A 19734-nucleotide genomic window follows, 5' to 3' on the forward strand; every position below is an offset into this window, starting at 1 on the left:
AAGATCAACACGCTCTAATATATTTATAACATGCCTTTTGGGGATTTGCCTTGTATCAAGATGTAAAAGTAGCGCATTTACCTGTTATTAACTCTGTTGCTGATTTATCAGCGTTTAATTTTTCACCCGATATTATTTGGGTGTTCGATTTAGATCGCCATGGCTTTTGGTGGGGTAATCAAAATGCTTTGAATTTTTGGGGCTTGGCAGATGTTGATGCGTTGATAAATAAAGATTTATCTGAAGATACTCAAGGGGCAAGAAAACGCACTGAGCAAACCTTTGTTAAAGCTGCCCTTGAAGGCGTTACTTCAGATCCTTGGACAACCTATCCTAACGGTAAACCTAAAGTGATGCTAATGCGTCATGTTGCTGTATTGTTAGGGGAAGAAAAACACCGTGGTATTATTGCTTTTATCAGCGAGCAATTAGATGGTAATAACCAGCCTGAAAACTTATTGTTTGCAGAAGCGGTTCGTTATACCTCGGTTGCGGTAAGTTGCTTTGATATGCAAGGCAAGCGACTATTTGAAAACCCGGCTTTTACCGCTTTATATGATAATGAAGCGCTAGATTTTGGCGCACGTTTTGTCAATAGCGATGAAGGAAAAGCCAGGCTTTTACAAGCACAGGCGCAAAATGACGGTCATCAAGAGCATGTTATGCAAACTAAGCAGGGGCAAAGACGACATAATGTTGATATTCGCACCAGTCGTCATCCGTTAACGGGAGACTATGTCTTTCTTGTCACTGAATATGATGTTACTGAGTTACATCATTCTATCGCTGCGCTTGAGCAGGCGAAAGAAGAGTTAAAACAGCAAGCACATTATGATGCCTTAACTAACTTGCCAACAGCAAGATTAACCAAAGCAAGGCTAGCGTCAGCTTTGGCATATGCTAAGCGCGAGCAAAGCTTGATTGCTGTGATGTTTATGGACTTAGATGGTTTTAAGCCAGTCAATGATAACTATGGTCATGACGGAGGTGATCAGGTACTAGTTAAGGTTGCTCAGCGCTTAAGTGCAATTTTTAGGGATTCAGATACGGTTGGCCGACTTGGTGGTGATGAGTTTCTCATTTGTTTGCCTGATTTACAGGAAAATCAATTTGCTTTGAATCTAGCGCAAAAGGCGATTGATGAAATTGCTAAACCCTATGCTATTGTTGGTGATGATGGCTGTAATTATCAAGTGTCTTTAAGTGCCAGTATTGGCATTGCTTTTTATCCTGAAGGCGGTGATAGCCCTGAAAAATTAATTCAGCTCGCTGATCAAACCATGTATCAGGCGAAAAAACGTGGCAAGGCTTGCTTTGTCGCGAAATAGGCTTTTTTGCGCCTTTATCAAATTATTAACTCATCTGCTGCGGCAGTGAGTAGTCAGTCGTTAGGAATATTATGAATCAATATTATCGGTTATTTAGTCTTACTCTAGTAAAAGTCATTGCTGTTATTTCAGCGCTTGCGGTAATGCCGAATGCATTTGCTGATGCAGATAAGTTTTACGCTAATGAAGCTATGCAGGCGAAATCGCCGAAAGCTTATGCCTTAAGTGAGCTAAACCAAGCGTGGTTAAAGCAAGCACATAATATAAGAAACCAAGATGCCAAACGTTTTTTTAATGCGCTAAAACAAGAGCCTAAACTATTTGCCTCGTTAATTGACTGGCCAAATTTATCATTTGAACAGCGTATATCTCTTTTGCCAGAAGTTTTTGCTATTGAATGTCAGGTCTTGCAGATGATTTGCCCTGAGCTGGTTATCAATAACAGCTTATATCCTACTCGCGCGGTAAACTTTGTTTTTGATGTTAAAGCGCCAGGCTCGGGTTTAGTTTATTTAAATCCAGACAAGCTTAAAGCCATGGAAACCTACGCACCTTTAGCATTTTTAATTCATGAGACACGCCATGCTTATCAGTTTCAACTGGCGTTTAATGAAGAGACTTTATTAGCGCAAGGGTATAGGGAAGCATTTACTACACAAGCACAACAAACGGGCTTTTCATTCAGTGACTTTTTGACCTTGCTAAATGAATATGAAGCGTTTCAATTTGGCAATCAAATGATAGGCTTGCTGGTTAATTGGCAAGTAGATATGCCAAATATGGGCTCCTTTGCCAGCCAGTTTGATGCTCAAGGTAAGCTTAAAATAGATTTATTACAATTGGCTAAAGTTAACAGCTCAATGTCACTGCTTGATGCTTACAATCAAAAAGCGAAAGCACAATATATACTTAGAGCAAAAGAGAATTAATACTTATAGGTGACTTAGTTATTGTTATTAACATGCTTTGCTTGCTTTAACAGCAGGTAATTTGCTTTAACACTAGGTAAATTGTTATCTTGTTTGTTTGCTATTGATTTACGGGCATATGCTACTGATCCCAAAAATAGTAATCAACGTATATACTTTTCATTACATAAACACCAATAGGTTCACTACATGAGTCATAATGCCATTATTACCATAACCAATTTAAGGTTAAGGACATATATAGGTTTTAACGAAGAAGAAAAACGTAAGCAACAAGATATTATTATTAATGCTGAAGTGCATTATCCCGCCAATAAAATGTGCTTAAACGACAATGTTGACAATGCTTTAAACTACAAAGTGATTTGTAAAAATATTATCAGTAAAGTGGAGAATGGCCGTTTCCTGCTATTAGAAAAGCTGACCAGCGATGTCTTAGCGATTTGTGCTGATCACTCTTGGGTGACCTTTGCCAAAGTGCGTATAGATAAGCCGCACGCGCTGCGATTTGCTGATTCAGTATCGTTAACGTTAAGTTATCAAAAAAGTGATGAGGAAGCGTTATGATAAGCTTAGAAGCAGCACTAGTACGTGATACGCTAGTGGCAAAGGGCTTGGAAACGCCGTTATTACCAAGTGATATGTCCGCCGATGAGAAGTACCTTCGCATTAAAGGTTTGCTAACTGAAGTGGTCAGTACCTTAGGGCTTGATTTGCAAGATGATAGCTTAGCTGAAACCCCACATCGCATTGCTAAGATGTATGTTCATGAGATTTTTTCCGGCTTAGATTATCAAAACTTCCCAAGTATTAGCCTGATAGAAAACAAAATGGCCGTAGATGAAATGGTCAAGGTGTCAAATATTAACCTAACATCAACCTGCGAGCATCACTTTGTTACTATCGATGGTTTAGCCAAAGTTGCCTATATCCCAAAAGATAAAATACTTGGTTTGTCTAAAATTAACCGCATCGTGCGCTTTTTTGCCCAAAGACCACAAGTACAAGAGCGATTAACACAACAAATTTTAATCGCAATTCAAGCATTAACTGAAACCGATAATGTTGCCGTTTCTATTGAAGCGACCCATTATTGCGTAAAATCTCGTGGCGTGATGGATGTAAACTCGTCAACCTCAACGACAGCCTTAGGTGGCATATTTAAATCAAATCCACAAACTCGTGCGGAGTTTTTAATGTGAAACAAGCAGTATTAATTACCGGCGTGGGTAAGCGCTTGGGCTTGGCGTTGGCAAGCCACTTATTGGCGAATGGCTATCATGTTATTGGCACTTATCGTCGTTCATATCCTGTTTTAGACGAGTTGCGCTCACAAGGTGCTGACTTATATCAGGTAGACTTTTACCAACAGGCGCAAGTTGATAGTTTTATTGAACAGATTAAAGCTAACTATCAATCATTACGGGCGATAGTTCACAATGCCTCGGATTGGCTACCTGATCAAATTCAAGCGGGTAGCGATATAAAGCAGGCACAAGTCCTTGAGAAAATGATGTCGATTCATGTTGGTATTCCTTATCAATTAAACTTAGCTTTGCAAAGTTTGCTGAGAAATCATGAAAGTCGCTTTAAAGATATTATTCACATTAGCGATTATGTTGCTGAAAAAGGTAGTAAGAAGCATATGGCTTATGCGGCCAGTAAGGCGGCATTAAATAGCTTAACTATGTCATTTGCCTCTCTTTTAGCACCGGATGTCAAGGTGAACTCGATTTCACCTGCCATGATTAAGTTTAATGAAGGTGATGATGATGCTTATAAAGAAAAAGCACTAGCTAAGGCACTGTTACCGAAAGAGGCTGGCTTTAGTGAAATCATTAATGCCATTGATTTTATCTTGGCGAGTGACTTTATGACCGGGCGAAATCTACAACTTGATGGTGGCAGACACCTTAAGTAGTTGTGTGTAGCGCTGCTTTTATTGGTTTGAGAAGGTTTTTATACAGTTTCTACCGGCGGCTTTAGCTTGGTATAGAGCGTTATCTGCTTGGGTGATTAATTCATCTATCTTGGCTTTTGCGTTAGCTTTAATCTGTATCTGCTGAGTATTTTCTGGGCTAAAAAGCGTTAAGCCAATAGAAATAGTAATGTTTTTATCTTGACTTGATAATGCCGCTACCTGGTCTTTTATACGTTTACAGACTTTTGTTGCTTTGTCTAAATTAATATTAGGTAACCAAAGTAAAAACTCTTCACCACCAAAACGAGCGAGGTAATCATAGTCTCGCTTGCTATCAGCTATGGTTTTTGCCACTTGCACTAAGACATCATCACCCACTTGATGACCAAAGTTATCGTTAATTTGCTTAAAAAAGTCAATGTCTATGATGGCGAGTACCGCAGTGTTATTTTCTCGGCTAATACGATTAAGATCGCTATTGATATGTTTAAAGGCGGCGCGTCTGTTAGGAATAGCCGTTAAACTATCTTGATAGGCTTTTTTCTCTAAAATGGCATTGAGCTCGATTAGTTGTTTTTCTTGTTTTCGCCTAATCAGCTCTACTTCAACCCAAGAGGTCATCAGTTGTAGCGCATCAATATCAACGGCATGAAACTTTCTGTTGTAAGGGGTTGGGCTGGAAAAATTAATGGTGCCATATAGCTGGCCATTAAGCTTCAATGGCATACCGATATAAGACTCAAGCCCAAAGGATTGATAGGCAGGGTGAGAGGCATACTGATCATGTTGGCCGACATGCTCTAAAGCGACAGGTTTATCAGCATGACAGGTTATATGGCAATAGGTCGAGCTAAAGTCAAACTCGACCCCTGAGCTTAGCTCTACATCGTCAGGTACAACACAGTGTTTAACAAGGTATTTGTTGCCTTCAATTTTTGACAAGATGGCAATATCAAGATTAAAGCGCTCTAAGCCCATTTTTAAAAGTTGTTCAACTTGTTTATCAAAGCCTAGCGCATGGCTATTGGTAATTTCATATAATCTGCGAATGATTTTTTCACTACTCGTTACCTTAGCCATAAATATTAATTTCTCAATTATCATTGTCTTTTTGTATGCTTACTATAGCAAATAGTTAATAAGCTTCAATGGTTTGTGAACCTTACTAAGCTTTGCGCTTTACTGTTGATGAGTAAAGATTTTCTAGGATCTGTTTGGTTAATCGCTTATTGAGCTGTTAAACTAGCGCTCTTTTTTATTATTGCCTTTGTAAAGATATTATGAGTGAATCATTACCACCTTGCCCAAAATGCCAGTCTGACTATGTTTATCAAGATCAGTCGTTATTTATTTGTCCTGAATGTAGCCACGAATGGACGGCCGCCGACCTTGAAGAAGAAGTCATTCAAGTAAAAGATGCTAACGGTGCGTTATTAGCGGACGGCGATAAAGTTACCGTAATTAAAGACTTGAAAATCAAAGCCAGTTCACAAGTGATTAAAATTGGCACTAAAGCGGTGATCCGACGCGTACTTGATAAAAAAGATCATGAGCTTGATTGTAAAGTAGACGGTGTCGGTGAAATGATGGTAACCGCTAAGTTTGTTAAAAAGGCTTAGTTTCACTGCAACATAAATCTTAGTAGTGTCCCGTCCTTAGATGCTAGTGCTTTTATTTAGTACCGAGTCATTAAATAAAAGCCTTTGCCTTGCCTTTCTGCGACTAAGCTAATGTTAATGTTAGTGAAATGTCATATTAATATCATGGCACTTTTATAGAAAAGTCATTTTTCTTAGCTATAGTAATAATACCTTTAACTAAAGTTATGTATGTTTATTATGGCGGATAGGAATCACAGCGGTCACTATATTTATTGTCAAACTTGTGGCCATCGAGGCAACTGCATTGGCGCTCAGTTAGATCAGCAAAAGCTGCAGAAACTCAATGAGCTTGTTAGCCGTAGTGAGCCGTTTCATATCAAAGATATGCTCTTTAGTGCAGGGGATAACTTTTCGTCTTTATATGCGATTCGCACTGGTAGTGTTAAGACCTATACCATTTCCTCAGATGGGACTAAACAAATTACTGGCTTTCACTTTCCAGGTAGCCTTTTAGGCTTAGATGCCATGGTGGAAAATAAACATGCTAGTTATGCACAAGCACTAGAAACCGCCATGGTCTGTCAAATTCCTTTAGCTAAGGTGCTTGCTGAGCTGCCTGAAATTGAAGAAAATTTAGTGAGCCTGATGAGTCGAGCGATAAACAAGATTCACAAGCACTCTTTGGCGGTTAGCCAGCATAGTGCGGAAAAGCGAGTCATTAACTTTATTTTATCGCTCAGCAAGGTTTTTCAACAGCTTGGCTTATCAGCATCAGAGTTTTTGCTAACCATGTCTAAGGTTGAAATTGGCAATTATAATGGCTTAAGCCCAGAAACCGTTAGTCGAGTGTTTAGTAAATTACAGAAAAACCATCGCATAGAGCTGAAAGGTAAATTACTGAAATTAAATCGGCTTTGACTTGGGTTAATGCAGCTTTAAAGGTGAAGTTGTGATAGCGGTTGTGACAGTTATTGAATAACAGCAATATGGCTTTTTATATGCGTTAAAAAGCGCCCATGAAAACTAACTCCGTGTTATGAGCTGAGCGCCTTTGCTGACCCTAGTAAGCTATGTGAAGTTAAGCATGGCATTGCCAGTCTGGCTCGTGTGTGCCGATATTAATAGTAATATGTTGATTTTGATATTGCTTGATACTTGGCTTAATGGCTTGCTCAAACTGATGAGCAGCGGCTTGAATAACATTGGCTTGTTTTTCTAAAAGACCAAGATCTTTTTGGTAAGCGCTAACCACGGCTTGCATTTTTTGGGCTATTTTTTCATGCTGCTTTATCATGGCTTTATTCACTGTTATCGCACCTTCTGATTCTTCCACAATTTTATCACTTAATTGCTCAAACTCTTGCTCATAGCTAGCAAGTTCTTCTTCCATTTCATCTACGGGGATTTCTAACTCGCGCATGGTCGACTCAAGGCCATTAAGCTTTTGATAGGCGGTAATTTGTGCCTCATTCATCGGGATTTCATCTACCTTTTGGCAGTCTTGATAAACGAAAATTTTGTATTCTTGCTTCGCCTCAGTAGCAGCATTTACTGCCGTTGCTGTCATGGTGATTACTGATGCTGCGATTAAGCTCATGGTTAAGTTTGATTTGCTGATTATTGTTCTCATGTATGATTCCTAGCTGTATTGGTTGGTTTTGCATTGCTTGGTTTATAGATATAGTTGCTAGGCCAGCTAGGAAAGTTTAATGAGGCGTTAAATTTTTTTTAAATTAACGGCTGGCAGATAAGTTTCTTTTTATAGCAGGAGAGGATTAGCTATTGATTTTGCTAAATTTATCCATGGCTTTTGTATGGTTAATGGCATTTATAACTGCCAATGTAACAAAGTGTAACCTTCATTGATTTTGATCAACTAAATGTAATTGAGAATGATTAACAATAGCGCTCAAATTTTGTTTTACGATTATTTTTATTTTTGAGCTGTCCATGAAATCACTATCTCCTTTATACCTTGCCATTGCGGCAAGCTTGCCTTTAGCTACGCCAACACTCGCTTTTGCCGAAGAAGCAACATCGGTTGATAACGAAACTGAAGTTATCGAAGTTAGAAGTCTTAGACAAAAACTCGATCAAGCAGGTCGTTTAAAAGATGTTATTCAAAAAACAGAAGTGTTAGATGCACTAACCATTGAAAATAAGAATGCCCTGAGCCTTACCGCGGCCATTAATAATGAGCCGGGGGTAAATGTTTCTAACGAGTGCTCTATGTGTGGTGTTAAACGTATTATGTTAAACGGTATGAAAGGTGAACATACCACGATTTTAGTGGATGGTTTACCTACCCATACGCTGATTTCAGGTTTCTACGCAGTAGATGCCATTGCCACCACTGGGGTTGACCGTATAGAAGTAGCACGTGGTGCTGGTGCATCACTTATTGCCCCAGAAGCCATTGGTGGTACGGTTAATATTATTACCAAAGAAGCTTATGAAAATGGTGCCAGCTTTGACTTTGCCAAAGGCTCTCATGATTTTACCGCAATGAAAGGCATGGCTACGGGTATTTCTGATGACGGTAAAACCGGTATCACTTTTATTGGTCAATACGACAAGCAAGATCAAGAAGATCATGACGATAACGGCGTAAGTGAAGCACCTTTTATTGAGAACTTATCGCTAACCACTTTCTTAACCCAAGATTTATCTGACCGTAGTAATGTGCAGCTACGTATTTCGAAAGTGCAATCTGAAATTTTTGGTGGCCCTGTTATTGGCGATATAGTGAGTTCAATTGGCGCAGCCATTGCCGGTTATGATCAACAAGAATCAGAGCAGCTGTTTGTTGATGATGATGTACGTAAGCAATATATTGGCAAGCCATGGGAAACAACTGAGTGGATTGATACCTCTCGTGATGAAGCTTATGTGAAGTATTTAACTGAATTAAGTGATTATACCGTAGCAGAATTTGCCGTAAGTTATGCTAAGCATATTCAAGACTCTTTTTATGAAGGCATTGATTATCAAGCAGAAGATAAAATGTGGTACTTACGTGGCAAAATTGATATGGAATTATCAGACAGTCACTTTATCACCTTTGGTGTTGATACTCGTCGTGAAGAAATGCGCTCTTCAACTGATGCGCTAGAAGCGGTTGCCGCCTACCAAAGTGATGCCTTTGACTATGATACTGTTGGTGTTTTCTTTCAAGATACCTGGACGCCTATTGATGAATTAGAACTAGCCCTTGCTATGCGTGTTGACCAAGTTACCGCTGACTTTGTTGACCCAGAAAAAGTGGGTACTGAAATTGATGAAACCTTTTTTGCGCCGCGCCTAGATTTACGTTACTTCCATACAGAGGAATTAACTTCGCGCTTTTCTACTGGCCGAGGCTATCGCGCGCCATTGTCATTCTTTGAAACAGATCACGGTATTTTGGATGCAGAATTAGGTTATCAAATTGATATCGATTCATTAGAAGAGTCATTATCGGCAAGCTATTCATTAAGTTATGATACTGAAGTGCTGGCCGTAACTGGCTCAGTTGCTCACTCTTCGGTAGATAATTTGGCATCGTTGGAAGAAACGGAAGACGGTGTGCCGTTATTAACGCAACTTAAAGAAACTGCCTCGGTTACTACTTATGATATTACCGTTGGCTATAACCTAACCGAGCACTTTACCGTTAATCTTGGCCTAGAAAAGTTTAATTATGATGATGCCTTTAAATCCTCTTATGCCATAGCACCGGTTGAAGAGCGTGCTAGCTTTGAGTTGCAATATGAAAAAGATAACTTAAAAGTATTCTGGTCAACAGTTTGGTTTGGCGAGAAAGACTTAAGTGATTACGGTTATGAGGGTTATAACATTAAAGGTGATGCTAGCAGCGTGAAAACCTTAGTGGGTAAAGCCTTTTCAACGTCAGATATTAAGGTGCAATATCAGTTAACAGAGCATACCAAGCTATATGCCGGTGTTTCTAATATTTTTGAAGAAACGCAAATAGATGGTGGTGATACACCATTATTCTGGGATGCTGATGGTGGCTACGATGTTGCTTATATTTATGGCGCATTACACGGCAGAGAGCTGTATGCCGGTATTGAAGTGAAGCTTTAATTTTTACTTTACCTTTAACTGGTGCTGCCATGAACGTATCTAACTTATTTGAAAAAGTAAAAAGTACACTAATGTTGGGCTTATTGAGTGCGAGTGTTAGTGTCTTAGCGACACCCGTACAAGCCTTGCCTTTTCAGTTGAAGCCGTTAACAGCTGAGCAGTCTTTAGCGGTAAAACAAGCTAGTGCTTTAGCTACTATTGCTATGATTTATCAACCTGATTGTAGTTGGTGTAAGAAGCAGGGAAAAACCTTGGCAAAGGCTTTTGAGCAATGCCAAGCTAGTGTCAATATAGTGTTGGTTGGCACACAAGGTAATGCCAGACAACTTAAAAAGGAATTAAAGTATTATCATAACGGTATTCCTGCGTATAAGGCGGATCGTCAATTTTTACGTAAGATAGGTGGTTATCAAGCATCGCCAACCACCTTGATATTTGATGAGCATGGCGAATTGATAGTTAAAAAACGTGGCTTTATTGATGAAGATAAGTTGGCTAATGCTTTAAGTATCGTTAGTCGAAATAAGTGTCTCATATAAACTTAATTTCAAAGTGAAACAGAAAAGCCCGATTTTTATCGGGTTTTTTATTAACTATTCATAGGGTTAACTATCTCTAGCCCTTAGCTACCGTACTTTAGTCTAATTTGATCTTAGCTTATAACTTGTTACAATAGCGTAACTGGCAGTCAGTTATAGCAAGAATCATTCTTTAAGTAATTGATGTTAGTACGATAAGGAAATAAAACTAATCCAGAGGAATTTGGGCGTTTAACAAATAAGTCTGGTGAGTTATGTTGCATTTTATCAACATGAAGTTTTTATTCATGTTTATCTTTTTCTATTTCTTTCCTCAATTTGCCGTGGCGTCGTCGAGCAAAGAGTCTATCACGCTGCCGCTTAATAACTGGGCAAGCCAACGGGTGCTTAGCTATGTTATTGGCGACTTAATCGAGCAGCAATTTAATCACACTGTTAATTATCAAGAGATAGGCGCCTACGATCAGTGGGGCGCATTGCGAAAAGGCATAGTGCATATCCAAATTGAGGTTTGGCAGCAGTCAATGGGAGCAGAGTTTTCTCGCATGTTGGCTCAGCAGCATATCCATGATTTAGGCTCACATAGTGCAGTTGTTCGAGAAGAGTGGTGGTATCCCGACTATGTTGAGCAAAAGTGCGCTGGCTTACCTAATTGGCAAGCGCTAAATGAATGCGCCTACTTGTTTTCTGAACTGCCACTTAGCGGCAAGGGTACTTATTATACCGGCCCGTGGGAGTATCATGATGCTGATTTGATTCGCGCGCTTGATTTAGACTTTACCATTGAGCGCTTAAGCAATGAAAAGGCATTGTGGCGTAAGTTACAAAAATCGGTTGAAAAAAAGCGCGCTATTATGTTGCTTAACTGGTCGCCGAACTGGACTGATGTTCGTATGAAAGGGAAGTTTGTTGAGTTTCCTCGTTTTGAGAAAGGCTGTGAGTCTAATCCTTCTTGGGGGCTTAACCCCAACTTAGTTCACGATTGTGGCAATCTTAAACAAGGCTGGTTAAAAAAAGTGGCATGGCCAGGTTTGCAGTCACGCTGGCCTTGTGTGTATCAATTTATTAGCAGAGTTGATTTTAGCAAAGAAATGATAGCTGAAGCTTCTGCGTTAGTGATTGCTGATAAGTTTGATGAACGTCAAGCGGCAAAAATTTGGTTAGAAAAATATAGTCAACAAGTTAGCGATTGGTTGAATATTCAATGTATCGCTAACTAAATAACCTGAGATTAAATACCTTTTTAACAAGCTTGTGCCGCTTGCTTTGCTAGTGCTTTTTTACTTGGGCGAGCTTTACGAAACCAGTAAAAATATAAGCCTGTTAGTGCTAACCACAGTGGTGATAATCCCAAAACGCACCAAATAATTTTACTTGGTAGCCCGGCAAAGTAACCAAAGTGCAGTTTTCTAAACGTATCGACAACAGCATTGATATCACTGGCGTTGCGTATATCGTAACTGCTGAGCAGTTTTGAGGTTTCTCTATGATAAGTCACCGTGCTGGCATATTCACTGGTTAACGGATTAGCTGTAGGTACCTCACCGTAAAAAGTAATATGAAGCTCAGGCTCAAACGGGAAAGTAAAATAGCTGGCTTTAAAATTGGCAATGTAATTTTCACTTTTATCTAACAACAGCTGAAAGTCAGTATCTTTATGATAAAGCGGTGCTTTTAGAATTGGGTGTGGCTCTATGTGTTCACTAACCTCATGTACCACTTCGGCGATATTATAATAGCCTCCGGTAAAGGCTAAAATAAGAATGATAGGGGAAGAAATAATGCCAATGAGTTTGTGAACATCACTGTAAAAAATTCGCCTGGCGGCACTAAAGCGCAAGGTAAATAGCTTGGCCCAAAAACGTTTGTGTAAAATGATGCCACTGATGCCTAAAAACAATAAAATAATGGCAAAAATTGAGCCTAATACCGTACCAGTAAAATCCAGTAGAAAGGTGTAATGTAAGGATAAAAGCCAATCTGTTAAATTATGATTTAACGGTACTGGCGTTGATAACAGCTCGCCATTGTATTGGTTGATATAAAGTTTATACCAAGCGCCAGAATGTTTATCTATGATGTAAGCGGTATCTGCTCTGACTTTGTCATCAAATAACTCCCAACTACCCATAAGAAAATTAGGATGAGTCGTGCTGATGTTGTTAATAAGTACGTTGAGATTTTCTCTTGGCTGGCTTGCGGTTAGATTCACCGACATTTGCTTTGGCATAAGCCAAGTATCAATTTCCGTTTTAAATACTAGAATACTACCTGTGATGGCGATCAGTATTAACGGGAGCAGTGCCACCAGCGCGGTAATAGAGTGCCATTTAAATAGAGACTTTCGCATTTTCTTTTAACCTAAGGTAGAAAAGCACTACCTATTGCTAAGTAGTGCTTTTATTTTGTGGTAATACTAATTAAATGACCAAGTTAACGACGCTGAGTAGTTCGCTGGCGCGCCGTAATAACCTTGTGCCCAATAAAGACTGGTTAAGTATTTTTCATCGGTAATGTTATTGGCATTAACACTAACATGAATGTCAGGAGTTATTTCATAACGTGCCATTAAGCCAACTAAGGCATAAGCGTCCTGCTTAGTTACAATAGTCTCACCAGCGTTGTCAAAGCCTTCACCAACAACGCCTTGCTCCCTAGAAATATCATCTTGCCAGCGCATATTTACACCAACTGATAAGCCTTCCACTTGTTCAAAGGAATATACCGCAGCAAGCTTAAATAATTTTTCAGGCGTGTAATCAGCAACCCCTTTATCACCATCAATATCAAAGCTGGTAAAGCCAATACTGGTTTGTAGGCCGGGGTATATTTCACCTGCTACATCAACTTCAAAACCTTTTGAACTGATACCGTCAAGGCCTATATAGCGCTTTTCCTCTGGTGGTAAGTCAACGGTATCGGGGTGAACATGGGCAACATTGGATTGAGCTGTTTTGAAGTAAGTTAATGTCGCAATTAATCTATCATCAAATAAGCTACCTTTAATACCAACTTCTTTGCTTTCTCCTGTGATAGGGTCAAGCACATTATTGTTAATATCTAGCTCGGTTTGCGATACAAAGGTTTCGGTGTAGCTTGCATAGGCAACGATACCGTCGGTAAATTCATAAACACCACCAAGGTAGGGAATGAACTCTTTATCTTGTGCATCTTGTACTTTATCGTACGATACACCCTCAACTTTCCAATCATTGTAGCGACCGCCGGCGAGTAAATGTAAACCATCAACAATATTGAATCGACCAGTAAAGTAAAGCGCTCCTTGCTCTCTGGTAACATCAGAGCCGGTACGGCCATCATTAAAGGTTGGTTTTGGTGTGTTGCCGTCCCACTTGGTTAATGGTGGCATTACAGGAAAGCCATTACCTGTGGTGTAATCGTATAGAGAGACTTCTTCACCGTCCATTTTTGAATAGTTAGCACCAACAACAAATTCATGATCACGGTTGAATAGGGTAAAATCACCTGTTAAATAAACGTCTACTAAGTCATGTTTATCATCGTTGTCATATTCACTGGCGTAGCCTTTAAGTCCTAGCTCAGTGGTTTTATCCGGTGTGCCATAAACATAAAATAATTCGGTGTCTTCATCGGTGGTTTTATGAGAGTAGGTTGCTCTTAATTGCCAGCTGTTGGCAAAAAAGTGACTTAATTCCACCACTGTATTTTGTTTGAGAACGTCCCAATTTGACCAATCAGCTGAGGTGCTGGTAGAGACATGATAATCGGTTGCCGAGCCGTCAGTATAAAAGAGTGGGTTTGCTCCCCAGTTATTACCTGTTGCACGACTATCACTGTATGAGTGACTTAGTGATAGGGTGGTATTATCTGAAAAGTCATGAGATAAAAATGCGTAAAGTACTGTTTTATTTTGGCTATAGCGATCAAGATATGAATCAGTATCTTGGTTGACTAATACCCCTCGAAATGCGGTACTGTCAGAGAAATTGTAGGTACCATCGGCCTCTAATCGTTGCTTGTTCCAACTGCCAATTGTGCCACTAATGGCAAGCTCGTTATCAACAGTAGGGCGCTTACGAATAAAGTTAACAGTAGCAGAAGGGTTACCAACACCTGTCATTAGGCCATTGGCACCACGGATAATTTCAATACGGTCATAAATCGCGGTATCTTCATCGGCATGATTGTTACCAGAACTTAGCGGTAAGCCGACGCCATCAACCTGAAAGTTGGTGATGTCAAAGCCACGGGCAGTGTAGTAGGTTCTGTCTGTTTCAATTCGTTCAACATTAACACCGGTCGCTGTGTCTAATAGCGTATCGATATCGTTCAGTTGAAAGTCTGACATTTGGCTATCAGTAATCACTGAAACAGACTGTGGAATATCGATGATGTCTAATTTTAGTCGAGAAGCACCACTGGCATCATGGGCATTGTATCCTTTCAAATAACTCCCTTTAACTTCAATTACTTCTAAATCGCTCTTCTTTTCCTGATCAGCGAATGCCGTACCTGCGGCGAGAAGTGAACTTGCAATAAGTGACAACTTCAGAGTGTTCATGTTTATTCCCGTTATTTGTAAGTTGTTTGTAAATGAGCGCCGCGAAGATAGCATTTACACAAAATAAACGCAATACAAATGATAATTGTTTTTATTTGTATGTGAAAGGAGGGAGGAAGGGGTAAGGGAAAGGTTAATAAACACTAAACCTTGATATTTGAGCTAAGCGCTCTTATGTCATAATAATCTTAATTAAAAAGGTTTTAGTATGTTTTCATATGTATTACCGCTATTTGTTGCCATAGCCTTAATCGCTTTTATTGCTGGAAAGCCTTATTGGCAAAGTTATCAGCGCAAAAAAGTAATGGCTCAGCCGTTTAAAAAATCATGGCGAAAAATACTGCAAGCGAGAATGCCGTATTTTAGATTGATGCCAGCTGATTTGCAGTTGCAGTTGAAACAACATATTCAGGTGTTTTTGGCAGAAAAACAGTTTATTGGTTGTAATGGCGTTAAAATTAACGATGACATTCGCGTCACGGTTGCCGCGCAAGCATGCCTGTTATTGTTAAATAGAAAAACCGACTATTACCCTAAGCTAAAAACCATTTTAATTTACCCGAGCGCTTTTATAAAAGAGCAGTTAACCACGCAAGCAGATGGTGTACAGTTTGCACAAAAGTCAGTATTGGCGGGTGAATCATGGGATTTTGGTAAGGTGGTGTTATCTTGGCAAGATACTATTGAAGGTGCCTTGATTCCTGATGATGGTCGCAATGTCGTCATTCATGAATTTGCTCATCAATTAGATCAAGAAAATGGTCGAGCTAATGGTGCGCCTATTTTAGCGAAAGGGCAAAATTATAGTGATTGGTCGGCGGCATTTTTGGCGCAATTTAATCAACTTCAGCGTCAAGCAGCTTTCGGTGAACAGTCATTATTTGATCATTATGGCGCAACTAATCCGGCAGAATTTTTTGCTGTCGCCAGTGAAGTATTTTTTGAAAAAGCCAAAGCATTTCATCAGCAATTTCCTGAGCTGTATCAACAGTTACGTCAATATTACCAAGTAGATCCTATTCATTGGTGTTAATTACTGATCTTTTTGCTCTGCGGTTACGTAGTAAGAAAAAACACCAATGAGCAGAAAGATGTATGTGGTTCAATTTATTCGCCTTCAATATTTCTTGGCTAGGGTTAATTTTATCGGGTAATAGCTTTATTCCTGCTGTGATCAGCTGGCTATTGCTACACATATTTTTATCGCCAAATAAACCAGCGGAAATACGCTTGTTAGTGTTTGTTGCTTGTATTGGCATAGGCGTTGATTTTGCCCTGACCTACCTGAATATTTTTCAATTTAATCAAGAACAGTTTTTCCCTGTGTGGCTAATGGTTTTATGGATTGCCTTTGCTGCTACCTTGAACCATAGCTTGGCCTTTTTATCGGTGAACAGAGTTTATCAATGGTTAGCAGGTACTATTTTTGCTCCGTTAAGTTACCTTGCTGGTGAGCGATTAGGCGCGGTTACTTTTGGCTTGGATAATTTACCTACCTACTTATTACTGGCACTGCTTTGGGGTCCGTTAATGCTGTTGTTTTTCTATATTAAAGCCAATTGCTTAACCAAAGGAGTACATTATGCTTAAGTATCTTGCCTACTTTATTGTTGCCATGTGCGTTCAGTTAACAGCTTATGCTGATAATGGTGATGATAAACACTATCGCCAACTGCCCAGTGAGATGAAGCAAGTTGGCAGTGCTAAATTTTCGCTGCTATTTTGGGATATATACGAAAGCACCTTGTACACGCACTCAGGCACATATTCCAGCTTACAGTCTGACTCGCCGGTATATTTTAAAATTCGCTATTTACGTGATATTTCCAGCCAAGAGTTAATAGCAAGAACGTTAGAGCAATGGCAGCACTTAGCTATACCTGACGAGAAAATCGAGCAATACAGCGAATTGTTAACTGATCTTTGGCCCGATATTAAGGCAGGCGATAGCTTAGCTTTGCTCAAAACCGCCAGTCAAAGTCAGTTCTTTTTTAACGATAAAGCCATTGGCATGGTAGATAATCAGCAGTTTGGTGATGACTTTCTCAGTATTTGGCTCTCAACAAATACTAGTCAACCGGCATTAAGACGACAACTTTTAGGAGTACAGTACGATGGCAGTTAGATTAATCTTTTTTATTTTTCTGCTAACAAGCTTAATGAGCTGCTCGCACAACCGGCAAGATTATCAAAACACAACACCTAAATTTGATATTAAAGACTATTTTCAAGGCAGAGTGCTTGCTTGGGGAACAGTGCAAGATTTTACTGACAAAGTTACGCGACGTTTTTGTGTGGAAATTGATGCTAGCTGGCAGGAAAATAACGGTGTTTTAGCAGAGACCTTTTATTTTGATGATGGTGAAGTAAGTTATCGTAATTGGCAATTAGTTAAACTTGCAGAGGGTAAGTATCAAGGTACGGCAGAAGATGTCGTGGGTGTTGCATACGGGCAACATGCTGGTTTTGCTTTTCATTGGCAATATAGTTTGCAAGTGCCTATTGATGATGAGGTGTATACCTTTACTTTAGATGATTGGATGTATCAGCTTGATGATAAGCGAGTACTTAATAAAACCAAGATGAAAAAGCTTGGGGTAACGGTTGCTAACATTACGCTGTTTTTTGAAAAATCTAGCGCTTCGCTGACATGTAAAAAAGATTAATCAAATTTTTTAGGGAGGTTTTTATCAGAGAATTTTTATTTTTTATCTTGTCAAAAATAATATCTCCCCCTCGCCAATACGAATAAAAATCCAGTTAAGATCACTTTGTAAATAGTTTGTTTTTTAAAGAAAAAAAGTGATCTTGTGCAATTTATATCTCGTAAGTTTCCCTGATAGTTAATTAGTACTGAAGGGGATTACCGTGAAAAATGTAAAAACGATATGCGTAGCCTTTATGACGTTGATAATGCTACAAGGTTGTAATGATGACGACGACCGTAAACAAGAAGTAGTGATTGCAGATGAGCCAATAGCTACTAGCACAACCATAGTTGATGCTGCGGTTGCAGCTGGCGACTTTACTACCTTAGTTGCCGCCTTACAAGCAACTGGGCTTGATACAACACTTGCTGATACCAGTCAGAAATTTACGGTATTTGCACCAACAGATGACGCCTTTGCTTTGTTAGGACAAGAAACCATTGACGCTTTATTAGCCGACACTGATACCTTGTCGAATATTCTTACTTACCATGTTATTGCTCAAGAAATAAATGCGGAAGCTGCCATTGCCAGCGCTGGTTCAACGCTTGCAATGGTAAATGGTGATAACATAGGGTTATCGCTTAATGACGGTAGTTTGTTGGTCAATACCGCCACCGTTACCGCAACAGATATTCAAACTGATAACGGCATTATTCATGTGATTGATGCGGTATTACTACCGCCAGCCGAGATGATGACGCCAACAGCAAATATTGTTGATACAGCTATTGCTGACGGTAACTTCACTACCTTAGTTGCGGCGCTGCAAGCAACGGGGTTAGATGCTGTGCTTGCTGATGAAAGTACTGAGTTTACCGTATTTGCACCAACTGATGCCGCATTTTCCTTAATCGGTGAACAGACAATCAATACCTTGCTAGCTAACACAGAGGTACTTTCATCAATATTACTACAGCACGTAATTGCTGGCAGTGCGGTTGATGCTGTTACCGCGTATAGCTTAAGTGGTAACCAAGTAGAAACAGCGTCAATGGCTATGTTACCACTGGCCATTAATAGCATGACAGATATGCTTACCTTTGGCGGTGCTAATGTTCAGGTGAAAGATATTTACACCAGCAATGGTATTATTCATGTTATTGATGCGGTTATTGTTGGTGATGTGGATATTCCAGCTAATGCAATGAGTTTAGTTGATGTTGCTGTTAATAATGGCAATTTCACTGTCTTGGCTTCTGCACTACAAGCAACCGGCTTAGACAGTGTTTTAAGTGATCTCGACAATGACTACACTGTATTTGCACCAACCGACGCTGCTTTTGCCAAACTACCCGCTGGAACACTTGACAGTTTAACCACTGAGCAACTAACTGATATCTTGCTTTATCATGTATTAGCAGGAAAAGTGATGGCTGATGGCGCGATTAGCTTAGCGCAATCAAGCGATAATATGGCAACCACGGCAAGTGGCGCTAAAGTTTCATTATCTTTTGTTGATAGTATGCTTTATATCAATGGTGCTAAGGTGAGTGCTGCTGACGTGATGGCAGATAACGGCGTAATTCATGTGGTTGATAGCGTGATCTTACCGCCAAGTTCAGTTGATATGAGCTCGCAATCTATTGTTGATGTTGCCCTTGCAGACCCTGATACCTTTTCAACCTTAGTATCTGCTTTATCAGCTGCTGACTTAGTCACTACATTAGCGGATGAAACGGCTACCTTCACTGTATTTGCACCAACCAATGATGCTTTTGCTAAAATCGACCCAGATGCTTTAGCTAACTTATTAGCAGATAAAGAGGCGTTAACTAACGTACTATTATCGCATGTGGTTTCAGATGCCGCGCTATCAGCCCTAGATGCTTATGCTGCCAATGGTAAACAAATTACTACGGCATCAGGTGCGCAAGTAGATGTAGGTGTTGACGAACAAAGTGGCATGCTGATGATAGGTAACGCTAAAGTGACCATGACTAACATCCAGACCAGTAACGGCGTTATTCACGTGATAGATACTGTGATTCTTGAATAACCTCATAACGACTCGAATAACACTTAGCCCCATTTTTAATGGGGCTTTTTGCGTAAATAGATTGATCAAAATGCGTCAAT

Annotated in this window: 19 protein-coding genes; 15 read left to right on the plus strand and 4 right to left on the minus strand. The window is 39.7% G+C overall.

Annotated elements, in window-relative coordinates; genetic code table 11:
- Positions 1 to 50: 50 nt before the first annotated feature.
- From EMK97_RS16865 to folM, 5 genes are all read left to right on the plus strand, one after another.
- Entirely contained in the window at positions 51 to 1328 is a 1278-nt protein-coding gene (locus tag EMK97_RS16865; RefSeq protein WP_130603954.1) for a sensor domain-containing diguanylate cyclase, read from the plus strand.
- Between the two features lie 71 nt (positions 1329 to 1399).
- Positions 1400 to 2257 (plus strand): hypothetical protein, encoded by an 858-nt coding sequence (locus tag EMK97_RS16870; protein ID WP_130603955.1) that lies wholly within the window; start codon positions 1400 to 1402, stop codon positions 2255 to 2257.
- A gap of 189 nt (positions 2258 to 2446) precedes the next feature.
- Positions 2447 to 2824 carry a dihydroneopterin triphosphate 2'-epimerase gene (gene folX, locus EMK97_RS16875; RefSeq protein WP_130603956.1) on the plus strand — a complete coding sequence of 126 codons (378 nt, stop codon included), beginning with the start codon at positions 2447 to 2449 and terminating at the stop codon, positions 2822 to 2824.
- Complete coding sequence (folE, locus tag EMK97_RS16880) at positions 2821 to 3459, plus strand: GTP cyclohydrolase I FolE (RefSeq protein ID WP_130603957.1); 639 nt, start codon at positions 2821 to 2823, stop codon at positions 3457 to 3459. The genes folX and folE overlap by 4 nt, the downstream gene beginning before the upstream one ends.
- Positions 3456 to 4178, plus strand: a complete 723-nt coding sequence (gene folM / locus EMK97_RS16885; protein WP_130603958.1) for a dihydromonapterin reductase — start codon at positions 3456 to 3458, stop codon at positions 4176 to 4178. Before folE ends, folM begins: the two co-directional genes overlap by 4 nt.
- Positions 4179 to 4196: 18 nt before the next feature.
- On the opposite strand, the gene EMK97_RS16890 is transcribed toward folM, so the two are convergent.
- Positions 4197 to 5258 carry a sensor domain-containing diguanylate cyclase gene (locus EMK97_RS16890; RefSeq protein WP_130603959.1) on the minus strand — a complete coding sequence of 354 codons (1062 nt, stop codon included), beginning with the start codon at positions 5256 to 5258 and terminating at the stop codon, positions 4197 to 4199.
- Between the two features lie 200 nt (positions 5259 to 5458).
- Between EMK97_RS16890 and EMK97_RS16895 the strand changes: the two genes are divergently transcribed.
- Both EMK97_RS16895 and EMK97_RS16900 read left to right on the plus strand, forming a co-directional pair.
- Complete coding sequence (locus tag EMK97_RS16895) at positions 5459 to 5797, plus strand: zinc ribbon domain-containing protein YjdM (RefSeq protein ID WP_130603960.1); 339 nt, start codon at positions 5459 to 5461, stop codon at positions 5795 to 5797.
- Positions 5798 to 6016: 219 nt separating this feature from the next.
- Positions 6017 to 6697, plus strand: coding sequence for a cyclic nucleotide-binding domain-containing protein (locus EMK97_RS16900; RefSeq protein WP_170176799.1), 681 nt, complete (start codon positions 6017 to 6019; stop codon positions 6695 to 6697).
- A gap of 160 nt (positions 6698 to 6857) precedes the next feature.
- Here EMK97_RS16900 and EMK97_RS16905 read toward each other — a convergent pair whose 3' ends face one another.
- Positions 6858 to 7409 carry a hypothetical protein gene (locus tag EMK97_RS16905; RefSeq protein ID WP_130603962.1) on the minus strand — a complete coding sequence of 184 codons (552 nt, stop codon included), beginning with the start codon at positions 7407 to 7409 and terminating at the stop codon, positions 6858 to 6860.
- 320 nt (positions 7410 to 7729) lie between these two features.
- On the opposite strand from EMK97_RS16905, the gene EMK97_RS16910 reads away from it, so the two are divergent.
- The 3 genes from EMK97_RS16910 (at position 7730) to EMK97_RS16920 (ending at position 11624) form a co-directional block, all read left to right on the plus strand.
- Positions 7730 to 9865, plus strand: a complete 2136-nt coding sequence (locus tag EMK97_RS16910) for a TonB-dependent receptor plug domain-containing protein (RefSeq protein WP_130603963.1) — start codon at positions 7730 to 7732, stop codon at positions 9863 to 9865.
- A 29-nt stretch (positions 9866 to 9894) separates the two neighbouring features.
- Entirely contained in the window at positions 9895 to 10404 is a 510-nt protein-coding gene (locus tag EMK97_RS16915) for a TlpA family protein disulfide reductase (protein ID WP_130603964.1), read from the plus strand.
- Between the two features lie 272 nt (positions 10405 to 10676).
- Complete coding sequence (locus EMK97_RS16920) at positions 10677 to 11624, plus strand: ABC transporter substrate-binding protein (RefSeq protein ID WP_130603965.1); 948 nt, start codon at positions 10677 to 10679, stop codon at positions 11622 to 11624.
- A gap of 23 nt (positions 11625 to 11647) precedes the next feature.
- Here the strand turns inward: EMK97_RS16920 and EMK97_RS16925 are convergent, their stop codons facing one another.
- Both EMK97_RS16925 and EMK97_RS16930 read right to left on the minus strand, forming a co-directional pair.
- The gene (locus EMK97_RS16925; protein ID WP_130603966.1) at positions 11648 to 12754 is read right to left on the minus strand and encodes a PepSY-associated TM helix domain-containing protein; all 1107 of its coding nucleotides are present in this window, start codon (positions 12752 to 12754) and stop codon (positions 11648 to 11650) included.
- 66 nt (positions 12755 to 12820) lie between these two features.
- Positions 12821 to 14947, minus strand: a complete 2127-nt coding sequence (locus tag EMK97_RS16930; RefSeq protein ID WP_130603967.1) for a TonB-dependent siderophore receptor — start codon at positions 14945 to 14947, stop codon at positions 12821 to 12823.
- A gap of 208 nt (positions 14948 to 15155) precedes the next feature.
- On the opposite strand from EMK97_RS16930, the gene EMK97_RS16935 reads away from it, so the two are divergent.
- The 5 genes from EMK97_RS16935 (at position 15156) to EMK97_RS19385 (ending at position 19654) form a co-directional block, all read left to right on the plus strand.
- Positions 15156 to 15980, plus strand: coding sequence for a M90 family metallopeptidase (locus EMK97_RS16935; RefSeq protein WP_130603968.1), 825 nt, complete (start codon positions 15156 to 15158; stop codon positions 15978 to 15980).
- 62 nt (positions 15981 to 16042) lie between these two features.
- Complete coding sequence (locus EMK97_RS16940) at positions 16043 to 16537, plus strand: DUF2878 domain-containing protein (protein WP_130603969.1); 495 nt, start codon at positions 16043 to 16045, stop codon at positions 16535 to 16537.
- Positions 16530 to 17072 carry a chalcone isomerase family protein gene (locus EMK97_RS16945; RefSeq protein ID WP_246028821.1) on the plus strand — a complete coding sequence of 181 codons (543 nt, stop codon included), beginning with the start codon at positions 16530 to 16532 and terminating at the stop codon, positions 17070 to 17072. Before EMK97_RS16940 ends, EMK97_RS16945 begins: the two co-directional genes overlap by 8 nt.
- Positions 17062 to 17613 (plus strand): DUF3833 domain-containing protein, encoded by a 552-nt coding sequence (locus tag EMK97_RS16950; RefSeq protein ID WP_130603970.1) that lies wholly within the window; start codon positions 17062 to 17064, stop codon positions 17611 to 17613. Before EMK97_RS16945 ends, EMK97_RS16950 begins: the two co-directional genes overlap by 11 nt.
- A gap of 235 nt (positions 17614 to 17848) precedes the next feature.
- Positions 17849 to 19654, plus strand: coding sequence for a fasciclin domain-containing protein (locus tag EMK97_RS19385; RefSeq protein WP_130604525.1), 1806 nt, complete (start codon positions 17849 to 17851; stop codon positions 19652 to 19654).
- Positions 19655 to 19734: the final 80 nt, after the last annotated feature.

The organism is Litorilituus sediminis (genome assembly GCF_004295665.1).
Classification (GTDB): Bacteria; Pseudomonadota; Gammaproteobacteria; order Enterobacterales; family Alteromonadaceae; genus Colwellia; species Colwellia sediminis.

What these genes read in the sequence shown, in the direction of transcription:
- EMK97_RS16870 (WP_130603955.1), top strand. Translation starts at nt 1,400, where the DNA reads ATGAATCAATATTATCGGTTATTTAGTCTTACTCTAGTAAAAGTCATT.
- folX (WP_130603956.1), top strand. Translation starts at nt 2,447, where the DNA reads ATGAGTCATAATGCCATTATTACCATAACCAATTTAAGGTTAAGGACA.
- folE (WP_130603957.1), top strand. Translation starts at nt 2,821, where the DNA reads ATGATAAGCTTAGAAGCAGCACTAGTACGTGATACGCTAGTGGCAAAG.
- EMK97_RS16890 (WP_130603959.1), bottom strand. Translation starts at nt 5,258, where the DNA reads ATGGCTAAGGTAACGAGTAGTGAAAAAATCATTCGCAGATTATATGAA.
- EMK97_RS16895 (WP_130603960.1), top strand. Translation starts at nt 5,459, where the DNA reads ATGAGTGAATCATTACCACCTTGCCCAAAATGCCAGTCTGACTATGTT.
- EMK97_RS16900 (WP_170176799.1), top strand. Translation starts at nt 6,017, where the DNA reads ATGGCGGATAGGAATCACAGCGGTCACTATATTTATTGTCAAACTTGT.
- EMK97_RS16905 (WP_130603962.1), bottom strand. Translation starts at nt 7,409, where the DNA reads ATGAGAACAATAATCAGCAAATCAAACTTAACCATGAGCTTAATCGCA.
- EMK97_RS16910 (WP_130603963.1), top strand. Translation starts at nt 7,730, where the DNA reads ATGAAATCACTATCTCCTTTATACCTTGCCATTGCGGCAAGCTTGCCT.
- EMK97_RS16915 (WP_130603964.1), top strand. Translation starts at nt 9,895, where the DNA reads ATGAACGTATCTAACTTATTTGAAAAAGTAAAAAGTACACTAATGTTG.
- EMK97_RS16920 (WP_130603965.1), top strand. Translation starts at nt 10,677, where the DNA reads ATGAAGTTTTTATTCATGTTTATCTTTTTCTATTTCTTTCCTCAATTT.
- EMK97_RS16925 (WP_130603966.1), bottom strand. Translation starts at nt 12,754, where the DNA reads ATGCGAAAGTCTCTATTTAAATGGCACTCTATTACCGCGCTGGTGGCA.
- EMK97_RS16930 (WP_130603967.1), bottom strand. Translation starts at nt 14,947, where the DNA reads ATGAACACTCTGAAGTTGTCACTTATTGCAAGTTCACTTCTCGCCGCA.
- EMK97_RS16935 (WP_130603968.1), top strand. Translation starts at nt 15,156, where the DNA reads ATGTTTTCATATGTATTACCGCTATTTGTTGCCATAGCCTTAATCGCT.
- EMK97_RS16940 (WP_130603969.1), top strand. Translation starts at nt 16,043, where the DNA reads ATGTGGTTCAATTTATTCGCCTTCAATATTTCTTGGCTAGGGTTAATT.
- EMK97_RS16945 (WP_246028821.1), top strand. Translation starts at nt 16,530, where the DNA reads ATGCTTAAGTATCTTGCCTACTTTATTGTTGCCATGTGCGTTCAGTTA.
- EMK97_RS16950 (WP_130603970.1), top strand. Translation starts at nt 17,062, where the DNA reads ATGGCAGTTAGATTAATCTTTTTTATTTTTCTGCTAACAAGCTTAATG.
- EMK97_RS19385 (WP_130604525.1), top strand. Translation starts at nt 17,849, where the DNA reads ATGACGTTGATAATGCTACAAGGTTGTAATGATGACGACGACCGTAAA.